General features: G+C 41.9%; 14 protein-coding genes and 1 pseudogene. 8 read left to right on the top strand and 7 right to left on the bottom strand.

Going from position 1 to position 17205, the window contains the following annotated elements; genetic code table 11:
* Positions 1 to 144 precede the first annotated feature (144 nt).
* Both argJ and mutT read left to right on the top strand, forming a co-directional pair.
* A complete protein-coding gene (gene argJ, locus ACJJI4_RS15225) occupies positions 145 to 1347 on the top strand; it encodes a bifunctional glutamate N-acetyltransferase/amino-acid acetyltransferase ArgJ (RefSeq protein ID WP_444925690.1) in 1203 nt (400 codons plus the stop codon).
* Positions 1348 to 1356: 9 nt separating this feature from the next.
* A complete protein-coding gene (mutT, locus tag ACJJI4_RS15220) occupies positions 1357 to 1755 on the top strand; it encodes an 8-oxo-dGTP diphosphatase MutT (RefSeq protein ID WP_444925689.1) in 399 nt (132 codons plus the stop codon).
* Positions 1756 to 1808: 53 nt separating this feature from the next.
* Here mutT and yacG read toward each other — a convergent pair whose 3' ends face one another.
* The 5 genes from yacG to pilB all read right to left on the bottom strand — a co-directional run bounded on the left by yacG (position 1809) and on the right by pilB (position 7062).
* Positions 1809 to 2024, bottom strand: coding sequence for a DNA gyrase inhibitor YacG (gene yacG, locus ACJJI4_RS15215; protein ID WP_108734183.1), 216 nt, complete (start codon positions 2022 to 2024; stop codon positions 1809 to 1811).
* 319 nt (positions 2025 to 2343) lie between these two features.
* The gene (gene coaE, locus ACJJI4_RS15210; protein WP_413663003.1) at positions 2344 to 2952 is read right to left on the bottom strand and encodes a dephospho-CoA kinase; all 609 of its coding nucleotides are present in this window, start codon (positions 2950 to 2952) and stop codon (positions 2344 to 2346) included.
* A gap of 110 nt (positions 2953 to 3062) precedes the next feature.
* Positions 3063 to 3947 carry a prepilin peptidase gene (locus ACJJI4_RS15205; protein ID WP_444925688.1) on the bottom strand — a complete coding sequence of 295 codons (885 nt, stop codon included), beginning with the start codon at positions 3945 to 3947 and terminating at the stop codon, positions 3063 to 3065.
* Between the two features lie 3 nt (positions 3948 to 3950).
* Positions 3951 to 5165, bottom strand: coding sequence for a type II secretion system F family protein (locus ACJJI4_RS15200; RefSeq protein ID WP_444925687.1), 1215 nt, complete (start codon positions 5163 to 5165; stop codon positions 3951 to 3953).
* Positions 5166 to 5349: 184 nt separating this feature from the next.
* Positions 5350 to 7062, bottom strand: a complete 1713-nt coding sequence (gene pilB, locus ACJJI4_RS15195; RefSeq protein WP_444925686.1) for a type IV-A pilus assembly ATPase PilB — start codon at positions 7060 to 7062, stop codon at positions 5350 to 5352.
* A gap of 372 nt (positions 7063 to 7434) precedes the next feature.
* On the opposite strand from pilB, the gene ACJJI4_RS15190 reads away from it, so the two are divergent.
* From ACJJI4_RS15190 to ACJJI4_RS15165, 6 genes are all read left to right on the top strand, one after another.
* Positions 7435 to 7842, top strand: coding sequence for a pilin (locus ACJJI4_RS15190; RefSeq protein ID WP_444925685.1), 408 nt, complete (start codon positions 7435 to 7437; stop codon positions 7840 to 7842).
* 205 nt (positions 7843 to 8047) lie between these two features.
* On the top strand, positions 8048 to 9949 hold the full coding sequence (locus tag ACJJI4_RS15185; protein WP_444925684.1) for a hypothetical protein: 1902 nt from the start codon (positions 8048 to 8050) through the stop codon (positions 9947 to 9949).
* A 68-nt stretch (positions 9950 to 10017) separates the two neighbouring features.
* Positions 10018 to 11223: a glycosyltransferase family 2 protein gene (locus ACJJI4_RS15180; RefSeq protein WP_444925683.1), complete on the top strand. Its 1206-nt coding sequence runs from the start codon at positions 10018 to 10020 to the stop codon at positions 11221 to 11223.
* A 29-nt stretch (positions 11224 to 11252) separates the two neighbouring features.
* A complete protein-coding gene (locus ACJJI4_RS15175; RefSeq protein ID WP_444925682.1) occupies positions 11253 to 12323 on the top strand; it encodes a glycosyltransferase family 4 protein in 1071 nt (356 codons plus the stop codon).
* 170 nt (positions 12324 to 12493) lie between these two features.
* Positions 12494 to 13807 carry an MATE family efflux transporter gene (locus ACJJI4_RS15170; RefSeq protein WP_444925681.1) on the top strand — a complete coding sequence of 438 codons (1314 nt, stop codon included), beginning with the start codon at positions 12494 to 12496 and terminating at the stop codon, positions 13805 to 13807.
* Positions 13808 to 14773 (top strand): glycosyltransferase, encoded by a 966-nt coding sequence (locus ACJJI4_RS15165; protein ID WP_444925680.1) that lies wholly within the window; start codon positions 13808 to 13810, stop codon positions 14771 to 14773.
* A gap of 184 nt (positions 14774 to 14957) precedes the next feature.
* On the opposite strand, the gene ACJJI4_RS15160 is transcribed toward ACJJI4_RS15165, so the two are convergent.
* Positions 14958 to 15653 (bottom strand): methyltransferase domain-containing protein, encoded by a 696-nt coding sequence (locus ACJJI4_RS15160; protein WP_444925679.1) that lies wholly within the window; start codon positions 15651 to 15653, stop codon positions 14958 to 14960.
* 307 nt (positions 15654 to 15960) lie between these two features.
* Positions 15961 to 16916 (bottom strand): annotated as a pseudogene (locus tag ACJJI4_RS15155) (IS30 family transposase).
* Between the last annotated feature and the right edge of the window lie 289 nt (positions 16917 to 17205).

The following is a 17205-nucleotide window of genomic DNA, read 5'->3' as shown; positions in this document are numbered from 1 at the left end:
TCCCGCAGATAAGTTTATTTTTGGCTTGCCTTACTGAGGTTCGGCTTTGATAATGTCGGCCGCTCATTTATTTCCGCTATTCCGTTTGGGTGAACTGGGGTCTAGGTTTACCTGCAGCTGTGATAGCCCAAAGTCGTTATTCTTATGCCTGAATTATCCATACCCGCTGTCGAAGGGGTTCGCCTCGTCAGTGTGCCTGCCAGGATCAAAGACTGGGAACGCAATGACCTGTTGTTGGTTGAGCTTGCTGAAGGAACTTCAGTTGCAGCCACTTTTACCCAGAATACTTTTTGTGCGGCTCCAGTAACGGTGGCCAAAGAGCATATCGCCAAAGGAGAAGTGCGAGCCCTGGTGGTTAATGCCGGCAATGCTAATGCCGCTACTGGGGTAAGGGGGCTGGCGGATGCCCGGGCTACTTGCGAGGCGGTGGCAGATGCACTGAAGATTTCTGCTGAACAAGTATTGCCTTTTAGTACTGGTGTCATTGGTGAGCACTTGCCGATGGAGAGGTTACTCACTGCTATCCCGGGGTCTGCTGGACAGCTTGATCCCGCCGGATGGGAATTGGCGGCCGAGTCCATTATGACTACGGACACCCGGCCAAAGATTGCGAGCCGCAAGTTAATGATTAATGGTGAAGAGATTGCCATTGTCGGTATTGCCAAAGGTTCCGGCATGATCCAGCCGAATATGGCTACCATGCTCGCCTATGTCGCCACTGATGCCGGTGTGACGCAGCCCCTGCTAGATCAAATGGTGCGCGAAGTTGTCGGGGCCTCATTTAATCGGATTAGCGTAGATGGAGATACCTCGACGAATGATGCTTGTGTTTTGATGGCTACAGGTGCTCGGGGGGAGATGATCAGCAGCTCTGAGAACACTGGCTATCTGGAGCTGTATAAAGCAATTTCGGAAATTCATATAGAGCTGGCCCAGGCCATTGTCAGGGACGGTGAGGGAGCGACCAAGTTTGTTACCGTACAAGTGGATGGCGCGCTCAGCAGTGAAGAGGCCTTGGCAGTAGCTTTTGAAGTCGGTGATTCTCCGCTGGTGAAAACTGCACTTTATGCCTCAGACCCTAACTGGGGTCGGCTGGTGATGGCGATCGGCAATGCTATCCAAGGCGAGTTAGACACCGAAAAGGTGGAGATTTTCCTCGATGATGTACAGGTGGTAAGTGCCGGTGGGCGCGCATCTGGATATCAAGAGCAGGCTGGAGAGCAGGTATTTTCAAAAGCTGAATTTACAATCCGTATTGAGCTGGGTCGAGGTGCCAGCAGTGAGCACATCTGGACCTGTGACTTCTCTCACGAGTATGTCACCATCAACGCAGAATATCGGACTTGAGGTAGTAGAGTGAGTAAGGTTGTCCATGTTGCTGTCGGTGTAGTAACCCGGGGGGACGGCAAGATCCTGATTGCCCGCCGTCCCGACCATTTGCATATGGGGGGGCGCTGGGAATTTCCTGGTGGCAAGGTGGAAGCTGATGAGTCTGTGCAGGAGGCGCTCTATAGGGAGCTACTTGAAGAAGTGGCCATTGAAGTACAGGAGTTGCAACCTCTGGTAGAAATTCGTCACGATTACCCTGAAAAAACCGTGCTGCTGGATACTTGGCAGGTAACGCAGTTCACGGGTGAGGCCCTAGGACGAGAGCAGCAGGAAATCAAGTGGGTGTCTGCTGGGGAGCTGGATAACTTCCACTTCCCCGATGCCAACCAAGCAATTATTGAAGCGGTAAAAGGGAGTTTCTCCTAAGCTTCATCTTGAACAGCTGCTTGCAGGCAGCTGTTCAAGTGGGTTGGATGGCCTTAATGGCGGGGCTTGTTCGGGTCCAGGTCATCACTCAGCACATCGTCATACACTGACTCCCCGGGAATCTTGTGTCCCTCACTAGCCCATTCGCCGAGATCAATCAGCTTGCAACGTTCGCTACAAAAAGGTTTGAAGGGAAACTTATCGCTCCATTCAATGGGCTTTTTGCAGGTAGGGCAGTTGAGTGTCGGCGTTACGCTGGATTTAGGCATAAGATAGCTTGGGCTCTAAAGTGATCTGAATCGGAATTGTACTCTAATTAACTTAGGGAGCCTCTGAATAACTCCGTGATACCTCTGGCATGCAGAGCGGTTCACAATCAAGGCGCGGCTTCGCAGGAATGTCTAGACCTTTCAAGAGGTCGCAACGCGGAGCGTGAATAGCTCTGCAAGCCCCGAAGGGCGGGCCCTGAAGGCCACAGCTGCTGCGTTGCAGCTCTTGCAAAGGGCTACGGCCATTCGCGGCGAGCTGTGCCTAACATCTGCAACCTTCAAGGCCCGCAGAGGTATTACGGAGTTATTCAGAGGCTCCTTAGCTCGATTGTTCCGGCCGAGCAATCCGTAAGTATTCCCGGTGGAGCTGCTCTATTTGAGCTTTGAGTGAGGCTAAGTCACTAGCGTTATCCAGTACATCATCCGCCTTCTCTAGTCTTTGCTCCCTTGTCAGTTGGGCCGTCATGATTTTGCGAATCTGTTCCTGCTGGCTGTTATCACGCGCGCTGGCGCGCTCAAGCTGCAAAGCCTCGGGTAGATCGACTACACAAATCCTGTTAACGAGCTCATATTGGCCTGACTCAATCAGGAGGGGGGATTCCAATATTGCGTAGGGCCCCTGACTTGCGTTCAGTGAGGAAGTTATTTCTTCTCTAATCAGTGGGTGTAATAGACTTTCCAGCCATTGCCGTTCGCTTGGGTCGTCAAATATCAGTGTGCGCAATTTGCTCCGGTTTAATTCGCCACTTTCCAGTAAGACATCGGCCCCGAAGTGTCGGGCTATCTGTTCCAGAGCGGGCTTTCCAGGTTGTACCACAACTCTTGCCGCCCAGTCTGCATCTACTACATTAATGCCCAGGCCACGGAAATACCCAGCGGCTGCTGACTTTCCGCTACCGATCCCGCCGGTTAAACCTACGGTAAACAATGGCTGCCCTCCCCAAGAATAAATAGGTTGCACTAGAAATAAAAACCCCGGCCAGATAGCTGGCCGGGGTCATAGTAATGCAATTAGATGGAGGGTAGGTAGCTGGCGGCTTAACCGGTAAGTCCAGAGATATTGAAGTACCAGCTCATAATGTGGCTCCCCCAAAGCATAGCGATCCAGCCGGCACCAGCCAGATAGGGACCAAAAGCGATGGGTAGGTTTCGATCCCGCCCAACCGCAATGCTCCAGGAAATTCCCGCGATAGCCCCTACGACGGCAGAAAGTAGGATGACCATTGGTAGCACCTGCCAGCCAAACCAAGCTCCGATAGCTGCCAGGATTTTAAAGTCACCAGCCCCCATACCTTCTTTGCCGGTAACAATCTTAAAGATGTGAAACACCAGCCAGAGTGACAGATAACCGGCGATCGCACCGACAACTGCGTCCTGCAATGGGGCAAATACCCCCCAAATATTGATCAGTAAACCAGCCCAGAGTAGGGGCAGGGTGATATCGTCAGGTAGTAATTTTTTGTCAAAATCAATGCCGGTTAGGGCAATTAGGGCCCAGGTAAAAAAGCATCCGGCCAGCGCCTGCCAGGTGAAACCCAGTTGCCAGACGACGACAGCAGTCAGGATACCGGTAATCAGCTCCACCATTGGATAGCGTTTGGATATCGGGGTACCACAGGATCCGCATTTGCCGTGAAGCAGCAAGTAGCTAATGATCGGGATATTTTGCCAGGCCTTGATCTCAGTTTGACACTTGGGGCAATGGGAATGCGGTAGCAGCAGGTTAAAGGGCTTGTCGAGTTCTTGCTGTTCTGCGGCAGAGGGTTCAATACCGAAGTGGTCATAGAAACCCAGCTTGAACTCCCGCTCCATTATGACTGGAAGGCGCAGAATTACGACGTTAAGGAAGCTGCCTACGATTAGGCCTAAAACTAAAGCGCCGCCCAAAAGCAGTGCTGGATAAGAAAGCAGTAGATCTAACATCGATTAAATAACTTGCCCAAGCTGGAAGATAGGAAGGTACATTGCAATCATGAGTCCGCCGACCAAAATGCCAAGCACGGCCATGATCATGGGTTCTAGTAAGGTTGTAAGGTTGTCTACCATATTATCTACAGCTTCTTCATAAAAGTCTGCAGCTTTTCCTAGCATTTCATCTAAAGCGCCGGACTCTTCACCAATTGCTGTCATCTGCACGAGCATAGTGGGAAATAACCCTGATGAACGAAGTGCTGTATTTAGCGGAATACCCGTTGCGACAGCATCTCTGATTTTTAGGGTTGCCTCTTTATAAATGGTATTTCCAGTGGCTCCAGAGACAGATTTTAGGGCATCTATTAGTGGGACACCAGCGGCGAAGGTTGTAGAGAGTGTCCTAGCAAAGCGAGCGGAAATAGAATTATAAGTAATCAGTCCAATAATAGGCATCTTAAGGATAAGGCGATCAAAAAAGTCAGCTACATTTCGGTTTCTTTTTTTTGCTTCTATTATCCCTCCAATTGCTACTACGGAGATGATCAGAGCAATAAACCAATTTGCTTGCATCCACTCCGACATGCCGACTACGAGCTGGGTGAAAGCTGGCAGTTCAGCTCCAAAATTGGAGAAAGTTTCAGCAAATTGTGGAACAACTTTTACTAGTAGGATGGACGTGACAACAATGGCTACAACTACAACAGCTATAGGATAGGTCATTGCCTTTTTAATTTTTGCTTTTAGGGATTCCGTCTTTTCTTTATAAGTGGCAATCCTATCCAACATGGTCTCCAATGCTCCAGACTGTTCACCAGAAGCTACCAGATTGCAAAAGAGATCATCAAAGTAAAGGTGGTGCTTGCGTAAGGCATCGGCAAATGTTGTGCCTGAGGCAACATCGTCCCGAATCTTAAATATCAACTCTTTCAGACCGAGATTATCTAAGCCGTCAGCTACAATATCAAAACTCTGCACCAAAGGTACACCAGCCTTCATCATGGTGGCCATTTGGCGAGTAAATAGCGCAATATCTGCAGGTCTAACTTTCTTTTTTCCACCACCAAATAGCGGTTTGGGTTTCTTCTGAACTCGATTAGCAATAATACCCCGCTTGCGGAGTTGGGCTTTAACTAGAGCGGGGCTAGTACCGGTGACTTCACCCTGAACTTTAGTTCCTTTACTGTCGACACCTTTATAGATATATTCAACCGCCGTGGCATTGGCCATAAATGCTCTTCCTGCTCTCTAATTCTTACATGAGAATGTTATCTCTGTAAGAGTCAACTCTTTATTCTGTCAGTTGCTTTTAGGCAATATGCTAGAGTGCAAAACTTGCCGTCTCAGACAATCACTGGTGGGTTATTCATGGGTTCATTATCATTCCATTGGCTACTTGATGCACAAGCCGATGTTAATCTTTGGTTACCCGGTTTGCCTCTTCTAAGCTGGTGATCCCCATGGCTACTTTTCGCAGAGCGGAGATCCTTAGGTTATTAAACCCTTCTTTACGTGCTTGATCGGCAATCTGAATTGAGTTGCCGCCCTCCATTATAATTCTGGAGATACCATCAGTAATGCGAACCACTTCATACACACCTACACGTCCTTTATAGCCTTTCGAGCAGTGCTCACAGCCTATGGGTTGAAAAAGAGTCCATGCACTTTGAGGGATGGTAACCGTATCAAAGCCTTCTGCTTCTAGCACCTCATTGGGAAGGGTGACTGGTTTCTTGCACTCACTACACAACCTTCGGGCCAGGCGTTGGGCAATAATTACGCTCACTGAGGTGGCAATATTAAAAGTGGGGACGCCCATATTCATCAGGCGAGTTAGGGTTTCTGGAGCGGAATTGGTATGTAGTGTTGAAAGTACCAAGTGTCCGGTTTGTGCTGCCTTAATGGCGATTTCGGCAGTTTCTAGATCCCGAATTTCCCCCACCATTACAATATCGGGGTCTTGCCGTAGAAACGAGCGTAAGGCTTCAGCAAAGTTAAGGCCAACCTTCGTGGAAACGTTGACTTGGTTAATTCCCTCTAGGTTGATTTCCACCGGGTCTTCTGCGGTAGAAATATTGCGCTCCGGGGTGTTGAGGATGTTGAGCCCTGTATACAATGAGACTGTTTTCCCAGATCCAGTAGGGCCTGTTACCAGAATCATCCCTTGCGGTTGCGCTAAGGCATCCATATAGATTTTCTTTTGTTCGTCCTCATAACCCAAGGCATCGATTCCAAGTTTTGCGGAAGAGGGGTCGAGGATCCGCAGCACAATTTTTTCTCCCCAGAGTGTCGGTAGACTGTTTACCCGGAAATCAATTGCCTTGGTTTTGGATAGCTTCATCTTGATGCGGCCATCCTGAGGGACACGCTTCTCGGAAATATCCATCTTGGACATTACCTTTAAGCGGGCGGAAAGCCTGGTTGCGAGTTGAATGGGGGGTTTAGCAATTTCGTGTAAAACACCATCTGTCCGAAAACGTACCCGATAGGATTTTTCATAGGGTTCAAAATGGATATCGGAGGCGCCAGTGCGTATCGCATCCAGCAGCACCTTGTTTACAAAACGAACTACTGGAGCCTCATCTCCGCCAGGTTCATCGTCTTTAGAGCTATCAGACTCCCCATCGTCAACATCCAACGCTTCAAGGGCTTCATCGTCAATACCATCAAGACCTGCTCCCATATCATCGGTATCAGATAAGTAGCTCTCAATTGCCTTTGTCAATTTATCAGCTTCAACCAGGACAGCATCAGTATTCAGGCCAGTATTAAAGTTGATTTCGTCCAGCCCAGACAGGTTGGCAGGATCTGCCACGGCCACAAATAAGCGATTGCCTCGTTGGTAAAGGGGAAGAGCGAAGTGTTTCTTGATTAATTTTTCATCAATAATGCCTCTAGGAATGAGGTCAAAATTATAGCTACTGAGTTCAAAGAGGGGGGTACCAAATGCTTGGGAGGCTATACGGGCAAGTTCACGGCCCTTAACTAATTTTGCCTCTACGGCATGTTGGGCAAAAGTCTGTCCTTCTCTTCGTGCGGCCTTGAGTGCTGAGATCGCAGTGGATTCATCGAGAATTTGATCTGCAACTAGATGTTTGGCCAATCCACTAAGGGAGTTTGTTGTCATTTATCACACCGTCACTGACGTATGCGTGCCCGTATAACATTGTTCAATGTTCTAAAGAAATAAGTACACGCTATTTGAAATGTGAAATATAGCGAATTAATTGGCATGAGCCAAACGGAGGTAGGGCTGTAAATTTCTCGGCAAGCAGCAGAGACTTTCCGATAGAAAGTGACAAAATTCGTCACAACCATGACGTCTGCGTCAGGCTCGGAGTCATTTTGAAAGTTACACAAATGAAAAGTTGATCAATTACTCACTGGTTACCCCCAGCCTCCCTACCACTTGCCAACTTTGGCACAATCCTTGTATCTTGTTCTACGACATCCTCACGGGATTCACTTAACGTTATAAGTCTGTATGGAGACGGTTACAATGAAAAAGCAACAGGGTTTTACTCTTATTGAATTGATGATTGTTGTGGCAATTATCGGTATTCTCGCAGCGGTCGCTTTGCCCGCTTACCAGGACTACACTATCCGCTCTAAGATGTCTGAAGTTATGCTTCAGGCCGGTGCTCACAGAAACTCCGTGACAGAGTATTACCAGTCTATGAATACATTGCCTACCACTATGGATGCGGCTGGAGTTGCAGCCTCTGTTCCTAGTCCCTATATCACCAATGTATCCTTAGGAGCTAATAGTGAGCTGATATATGATCTTACTATTGACGGTCAATCTGGAAAGTTACAATTAGCTCCAACCATTAAGGACGGCAGCCTTACCTGGGTATGTAGCGCGACCACTATCTCTAAAAAATATTTGCCAGCGAATTGCCGCTAAGTTTTTATTTTAGTGGTAAAAGGGCCTCCTAGTAAGGAGGCCCTTTTTTTTCTAAAAAATGAAAGGCTCGCTCTACCCAAGTGTATCTTGCATGTTTCATATTGGTCGATTAGGCAATGTAGACAGTAAGATATTGAAGGTGAAAATTGTCTAGCTGATTAATCTTGAAATATTTTTGATAGTGACCAAATTTAGTGGAGCACAGGTGTTGTTTAAGGGTGAAAAACTAAAATATGGGGTCTACCTTTGGGGGCTATTATTCATCACAGCAGCAGCCTATTCTTTTGGTGTAAAAGGCCCTTTCTTACTTGATGATTTCCCAAATTTATCCCCTATAGCGGCTGGTGGGGGTGTAACAGATTTTAGTACTCTATATCGTTATGTAGTTGATCCAATTGGCTCCGATTGGATAAGGTCGGTTGCACGATTGACTTTCTTGCTTGATGACCAATATTGGCCGGCAAAAGCGGAAAAATTTAAACGAACAAATATAGCGATACACTTGTTAACAGGACTGTTAATATTTTGGTTTCTAGTTAAACTCCTGCCTATAAATTTTCATAAGCGCTTAGCTTACTCTGTAGCTCTGCTTGCTACAGCCGTGTGGTTACTCCATCCGCTTCATGTGTCAACGACATTGTATGTTGTACAAAGAATGACACAGCTTATGGCACTATTTTTAGTATTGGCACTTTTTTTCTATGTATGCTTTCGGCTAGAGAAATCTCCTTTTAGGGCCTGTTTCTGTTTAGTCGGATTTTTTATCGCAGCTATGCTATCGGTTTTTTCAAAAGAAAATGGAGCTGTTATTTTACTGTTAGTCCCTTTAATTGAATATATCTTTTTAAGGGAGGATAGGAGGTTCTATGATGTATGGTTGCGGGTGGCATTATGTGTAGGAGTGGCAGTATTTTTTATTTTGTTTTCGTGGGCTGCATATAACAGCTGGTCCAGATGGGACGAGCGAGTGTTATTTTCTGCTATAGAAAGATTGTCTATTCAGGGACAGGTATTAGCTGAATATTGGGGGAGTTTCTTTTTTTTAGGGTCTGGGAATTGGGGGCTTTACCATGATGACAAGGAATGGCTTCTAAATTTAAATGGCACTCAACTTTCGTCATTTTGGTGGATTTTACATATAGGCCTTCTGGCTTTTTCTTTTTATCAAAGAAAGAAGTATCCGTTAGTTTCTTTCTCAATTTTTTGGTTCTATTTAGCACATATTATTGAATCAACTATAGTTCCGATGGAGTTAAAATATGAACATAGGAACTATTTACCTTACGTAGGGCTTTCGGTTGGGCTTGCCTACTTGATGGTGACTTTAGGGAATCGATTAAAACTAAAATATAGTAAACGGGCACAGGTGTTGGTAGCGCTGCCTTTAGTTGTTTCTATACTTTTACTTATAAACCGGGCTGAGACTTGGTCGGATTACCGGTACTTGGCTATTAAGTGGTCAGAGAGACATCCTTATTCCCTAAGAGCGCAGTTGTCGATGGTGATGCTTCTTGCAGAGGCGGGCAATCCACAGGAAGCGTTACATAAGATTGATATAATTGGCCGACGATTTTCGGATCCTTCACTAGAGTTGTTGCGTTTAAATATCCAGTGTGAACATGAAAAACTTGATAACGTACAGCCTGTATACACTTCACTTTTTCAAAAACAACACTATTCAGTAGCCGTTGAACTACAGCTCAAGAAAATGTTAAGCCCTGAAAAAATGGAGTGTGTAAATAAATACTTACCCGAGGGGGGGATGATTAAACTTCTTCATGATATTGAAAAAATACCAGCATTAAATAGCAGTCCACTTCTCTATGCTTCTTATTTGGACTTTTCCGCCAATGCCTATTTGCTGATGGGGGAAAACCTTTTGGCTCTCAGATCAAGAGAAGCTGCTTGGGAAATCTCACCAAATGTAAATACCGGCATAGAACTGGCAAAGTTATATATCCTTGGAGGTGAATTTAATAAAGCGTTAAATATCATACAGCGCATTGAGAGGGAAACCTTAGACTCTCTTGTCCTTGATAGATTGAGTATAGAACATTTGAGCGCCTTGAAGAGTGCTCTTAAATATCAGTCTGGAATGACAAATTGATTATCAACTGTGCAGGAAATGGTTGATATTTCTTCGGGCCGACACATGGTTATCTTGGAGTATGGATTTTGAGCTTAGCGATTTCAATAGAAGACAGTGCTGTAGATGTAGTATTGCCAGACTCGATAGATATCTCGATTGTAATTCCTTGCTTAAACGAAGTTAAAACTATAGGGGAAGTTGTCAAAAATGCAGTTCTCGCCATTGAGAAAATGAGTGAGGAGTATGATCTGACAGGCGAGGTAGTAGTTGCTGATAATGGCAGTTCGGATGGTAGCATAGATATGGCTCGAATGGCGGGTGCGCGAATTGAAAACGTATTTGTGCAAGGTTATGGTTCTGCAATAAGGGGGGGGATTGCGGGCTCTACTGGGCGCTATATCATTATTGGTGATGCTGATGGTTCACATGATTTTTTAGAAACTCTTCCTATGATTAAAAGCTTGATGGCGGGCAATGATCTTTGTGTCGGATCGCGCTTCAAGGGCTATATTGAACCTGGCAGCTTACCTTTTCTAAATCGATATATAGGCAACCCCCTCTTAACGGGTTTATTAAACCTATTATTTCGTAGCGGCTTGTCGGATGCTCATTGTGGGTTGAGAGCAATTACTCGGGCGGCATTTTCTCGTATAAAGGCTACCTCTTCAGGAATGGAGTTTGCTAGTGAGATGCTAATTAAAGCATCTTTATTAAAATTAAAGCGAAGTGAAGTTCCTGTTTCTCAACATAAAGATGGCCGGGGGCGCGCGCCTCATCTTAGGCCTTTCCGAGATGGTTGGCGCCATTTGCGATATATGTTGCTATTGGCACCTATTAGTATTTTTATTGTACCATCTTTAATTTTTTTCTCTCTCGGTATATTCGTGTATCTTGGACTTATGCTTAAGGACCATAATTTCCTTGGGCTAATAAGCGGATCTGCTTTTGGGGATCATTGGATTTTGTTAGGAGCATTATCAATGGTCTTATCCCATACTCTTTTATTGTTTGGAGTTACATCCTATAGTTATTCCGTTTTTCAAGGATATAGAACTGTTGGAGATTTCTGGTGTAAGTTAAAGAGAAGGCTTTCAATAGAGTATATGCTCCTCCAAAGCATAGCCTTACTAATTTCATCAGCCATTATTGTTGCTGTTGTTTTTTTTCAGTGGATGGGGCAATCATTTCAAAACTTAGAGGCTTTACGACCTTTATCTTTGGCAGTGACATGTCTACTTGTTGGCATCCAACACTTTTTTGGAGCTTTCCTCGTAAACATTTTTAATAATTAGATTTTTAATTTTAATACATGAATTAATAGATGAAAGAGTGTAATTTACTAATTGTTACAAATTTATATCCTAATAAAAAGAGTCCAGCATTAGGGGTGTTTGTTAAAAACATCTGCGATGGATTGGAAGGTAGAGGGTGGGATGTTAATAAGAATATATTGACGTGTACAATTAAGAATCCTTTTGGTTACCTCTCTTATTGTGTTAAAACTTGGATAAGGGTAAGAAATTATAAAGGGATTATTTTTGTTCAGTATGTGGGTATATCAGCCCTACCTGTCATACTACTGTCATTAATCAATTCAAACTTACAAATTGTTAGTAATTTTCATGGTAGTGATGGAGTGGTATCGGAGTCAGATAACAAATTGGTGGCCGCCATAAAAAAAAATCTCTCTAGGATCGCAATCAGAAATTCAAGGCTAACAATTTATCCCTCTGAATACTTCTACATGAAAATGCTTGATTTATATTCGGATTTACGGGGGAGAGATTTCTTGATCTCCTCTTCTGGAGGAGTCTCATTGAGTGGCTTTTTATGTGAATCAAGTAATCGACAGATAGATTTTATTTTTGCTGGCAGAATGATCCCGGGTAAAGGTGTTATTACAGCGATTAAGACAATACACGGGGCGGTTAACAGTAATGTAGAGACACAAGCCTTGTTTGTGGGTGAGGGAAAAGAAAAAAAACTATTATTAGAGTTTTGTCAACACTTTAAACTTACGAAGTACGTTAAACTTAAGAGCTTTGTCCATCAAAGAGAGTTGGCTTATCTACTTAGGTCGGCAAAAGTCTTTTTGTTTCCTTCAACGAACATGTCAGAATCTTTGGGGTTGACATTAATTGAAGCTATTGATGCTGGTTGCATACCAATTACCATGAGTAATGGTGCAGTTGATGAGATTATACCATTTGGGCTGCAAAATGAGCTAATTGCTAAAGATGAACAGGAGTTTATTGAAAAGAGTCTGGCAGCTCAAAAACTCTCATTTTCAGAAAGAAAGCATATATCGTTGATGTTGACTGATCATATTAAAAAATTTGATTGTGAAAATGTTCTAAATAAATTATCCAAAAAGCTTAAATGTTATGCTTAACCATAGTTTGATTTGTTTTTAGCTTGTTATATTTCATTCTAAATGGCTGAGTGTAGAGCAATTTATATTGCTTATGGAGAAAATTAAGTATGTTAGACCGCTAGTTAAAAAATATTGGTTTCCAGTCCTTAGATTGAAGATCTACTCAGAATGCGGGGTGAAAGTTTAGGGTGAATTTTCTTATAGATACAATAGCGACATTTAAAAAAATAATTTTGTATTTATCGCCAAAGGAAATAATCAAGCCAATTTTTTTAAAGGGGTTGTCGGCCATTGCGACGTTTTTATTTGGGTTGAGTATTGCTAGACTGGGAAATATATCAGATTCAGGAAAGTTTTTTTATCTTGTCGCTATTGTGTGTTTCTTGGGGACGGTTATTAGGCTAGGGTTGGATCATTACATCGTCAGAACGGTTAACTCTTTATTTCATGATGAAAATAGAGATGGTATATCTAGTATTTATACAAATGGCTTAGTTGTTTTGTTTTTTCTATTTTCCCCTGTCATGCTAATTTCATACTTTTATAGTAAAGAAATTGCCTATACATCTAACTCTATACTTGCTTTGTTAATTTCATTATACGCTTTAGTGTATTTTCATTCAGTTTTCTTTCAAGCTATTGGGAGGCTCGTTTGGCATCAGATATTTCAGGGGGTAGGGGCTACACTTCTATTTCTAGTTATTAGTGTTGCTCTACACTTAACTATTGGTAATATTGACTTTGTATCTTTTTTGCAGGTTTACATAGCTTCGTATATCAGCATTTTAATATCCGCGTTCATAATTTGGTCAAGGACCGGGTATGGAATAAAAATTTGTACCTTTAGCTTTTCTCAAATTTTTTCCATATTGAAAGGTATGATTTTATGGCTGTCTCCGATGCTAATGTTTATAATATTTAGTTGGTTTGGGCAGATCATGTTAGGGTTTTTTTCAAGTAAAACTGAAGTGGCTTTTTATTCTATATCTCTTCAGGTTTCTTTGTTGGTCTACTTGATTCCCATGGCTGTTAATGCTTATGTCATGCCCAATTATCTAAAATATTTAAATGAAGGTAGCTATTTAGGTTTACAAAATTTCTTTTTTTCTGCCGTTCTGGTTTCAGTAATTTGTACTTTGCCTATAGCAGTTTTTATACTAGTCTTTCCAGAGTTTGTATTGATGATTTTTGGGGCAGGCTACTCAGACGCAGCAATGATGGTAAGGGTTTTAGTTTTTGGTCAGGTTCTAAATATCATTGGCAGCTCTTCATTTGGACTTCTTACTATGCTTGGAAGCTACAGAGCTGTTACGATTGTTTCTCTTCTCTCTGTCTCATTTATGCTGCTTTTTGTCTTATTTAACCTTTCAAATTTAAATGGTCTGAGAACTTCCTTGGCATATAGTCTTGGCCTAGCTATATCCAGTTTTGCTTCTTTCTATTTTGTATTTATGTTTTTTATAAAAGCAAAAAATAAACAATTTCTATCAGTGGTAGATTAAATGCAAACTATCTCAGTTATAATTCCTGCCTATAATGAGGAATTACATATAGGCTTCTGCCTTGAGTCTATGCACATTCTTAGTACACGTGATGATGTTCTTGAAGTTATCGTTGTAGATGATGGCTCTTCAGACCGTACTGTAGAAGTAGCAAGGTCTTTTGGTGTTAGGTTGCTCTCTTCTCCTAATCTTGGCGCTGGAGGAGCTAGAAATATTGGGGCAAAAAATGCCCAAGGTAACCTCCTATGGTTTGTTGATGCAGATTGTATTATAAAGGAAGATACACTTGATTATTTACTTGCACAAATCACAGAAACTAAGAGTGTCGGTGTTGGAGGCAGCTATGCAAATCAATTGCCAGGAAAATATTTGCCAAGTTTGATTCATGATGAAATTGAGTTAAAACATTCTTTAATGGGTGAAGATGTAGATTTTTTAGCATCTTTTAGTGTTTTGTATCGAAAAGATATTTTTCTTACTAATGGCGGCTTCAATCCTAGTTTTAGAAAAGCTCAAGATGTTGAGCTTTCTTTTAGGTTGGTACAAAATGGTGCTCGCTTAAAGTTTGAGCCGAAGTCGAAGGTGTATCATTTTCATGAAGAAAACTTAATTGACTACCTAAAAGTCCAGTTTTCTCAAGGCTTTTATCGGATTAAATTGTACAACGAGTATCCAAGAAAGATTAAGGGAGATTCTTACAGTAGCTTAAGTGATCTATTTCAACCAATATTTAGCGTTTTTATTTTCCTGTCCCTATTCGGGGTGCTCTTTAAGCCTTTATTTATTTTTTTTTGGGTAGGTTTAATTTTTTTGAACTTGTCTGGTGCTTATATTTCTTACAGAATATATAGGTCACTCAAAAAAAAGAAATTTTATTTTTTTATTCCATTTTATTTTTTTAGGTCTTTGGTCAGAACTTTGGGGATGTTGGCATATGTTGGTGACTATACTTTAAAGATTCGCTAAAAACCTTGGCTATTTTTGAGGTTATTTCTGGTTAATAGACTGTATTATGGAAAAAGAGTGAGTAAATCTCACTTTTTTCCATAGCTCTGATGGCTTGGGGGGTAGATCAATAGAAAGTTTTCGCCGATATATCCGAGAGTGTTAAGCAGCTATTTGAATTATATGCTTAAAGCTTCTTGTTTAATTATATTAATTGATAAATGTAGAAGTCAGCGAAGGAGCTATTTTCTTCATTCCCATTGTGGGGGTATTCATTTGGAATATGCATTACTAATTTCCATTGTGGCTTACTTTCTTCGATCCAGGTTGAAAATTGACGGTGCCTAACGTGAGGCGCTTGAAATATTGATTTTTTATTAAAGTTGGATGAATATATTATCACAAATTTTTTTGCTGAATTAAACAACAGCTCCATGTAATTATAAAATTTATCATCTTCAGTAAGATGGTAGATGACATCTAAAGATATTGCCAAATCAGCTATTTGATCTTCATACTCATTGGTTAGCTTGAAAGTTTTTGTTTTGTCCTGGGGGAAAATTTCTCTACATTTATTTAAGGCATTTACACTTATGTCAAAACCAATATAGGAAGGAAAATTTAGTAGTTTAAGTTGATTTCCATCACCACATCCATGCTCAATAACATTCTTAATTTTATGGATAGCTACAAAATTATTTAAAACTTTAGCTTTGTACTCTGCAAGATTTTTAAATGATCCTGCTCCAGAGTTTCCTCCTGTTTCATATCTTTTCTTCCAGTATCGTTCTGATCCTGGAAATGATATGAATGGAGATATAAATATATTATATGCCTTTTGGGCGAAAGAATTAATAAGTGGCTTCCTTCTTATGTACGCTTTTATTTTATGTGTTCTCATATAGTTGTAAAACCTCTTTCTTGACGCTTAAAGTTTAATAGTTGCTTGTTCTAGATTTGTATATTTCTAGTTCCTTATTGCTACGCCGATAATTGGATAACTTTCTTCTTTCTCATATTTATATTTTACCCTTTAAAAGTCTGCTTTACCATAAAATGTTTTATTGGTATGTGAAAATTATTCATTTTATAGTTTAGGTAAGATGTTTTTTCGATGAGCTTAAAATAACTCTCGGTTTAAATAAAAATTAAATTTTCTTATGCTATGAGGTAACTTGGTTTCAAGTAATATCTGCAGCCCCTTTATACTACAAGAAAATCCTCTTGAGCCCCATAAATAGCTCATTTGGAAAGCTTCCACCTTGGCTCGCTCTTGGTCCACTATTCAGGCGATCCATTACAAATTGAGTCTACTCGTCTGTCACTTTATTAAAGCTGGTATCTTTTGGGAAATACTGTCGAATGAGGCGGTTTGTATTCTCATTGATCCCTCTCTTCCAAGATAAATATAGGTGAGGAAAAGAAGTATTAGCCTCTAAGCCTTCCGTAATCGTTTCATGACCATCGAATTTAAGAAAAATGTCGAAGGCAATTGTTTTGATTTTATCTTTGAAGCTCAACATATGGCTAACCGCCGCTTCAGCCGGTAAGTCTGATCATTTACCCGTTAGCCTAGCAGTAATAGTAAATAACATCTTGCGCTCAATCATAGTCAGCAAAGCACTATCACGTCCCTTGATTATAACGGTATCACCTTCCCAGTCCTAACCAATTCATTCGGTCAGCAATGGCTGGCCGATCATCTATACTCACCCTGTTTTTAATTTTTCCGATCGATCATACTTACTGTAGCGCTTACGATAGGACCTTTATGCAAACCTAAGATGTTTATATAAGTCTCCACTATTTTTTTGATCTAAATAAATTAGTTTGTAGATCGTCTCACGATGTAACAATACACCGGTATGTCTCCTTAAATAACTTGCAGTCTGCTGAGGACTCAATTCTCTCCGAGTTAAGGTGCCTATTTGTTGTTACACGTTATTAGTCACTTTCTGTGCCTTATACGCTTACTAGCGTCTTAGTTCTGCAAGCTTATGTGCTTGTCCCGAGCGCTATCCTAGTAAGCCTATATTACGTCGAAGCTCTCGACTGATTGTCGATGTCTGTCTAACAATTTCGCTGTTGCTCCCTAAGAGTGTCCTGCTTTTCTTAATCTGTAAATTTGGTATCGTTCGTTTTCGCTCAGTTGGTAGTAGCGTATAGGTACCTTTCTCTTGGTCGGGAGAGTTACAGACTCTGCCAGCTGAGCCCTCCCTTACCAATTGCACTTATTACCTGAAGCTAAGACTTACTAAAATTAAAATATTACGGGGCTATGTGGCAATTTATTGCACCCCTCTATGTCTTTTGGAAGATTTTCTTAGTGGTAGCCTAATCGATTTCCTGTGTCGGTAATTTTGTGATTTCAGCATATAGAATTTATCCCTTTTTAGGGCGGCCTAGGTAAAACTATTTCCACAGATTTAGCATTTCTTTCCCCTTTAGCTGCT

It is taken from the genome of Microbulbifer maximicatervae (SeqCode) (assembly GCF_052467305.1).
This window is presented reverse-complemented; position numbering and strand designations above follow the sequence as displayed.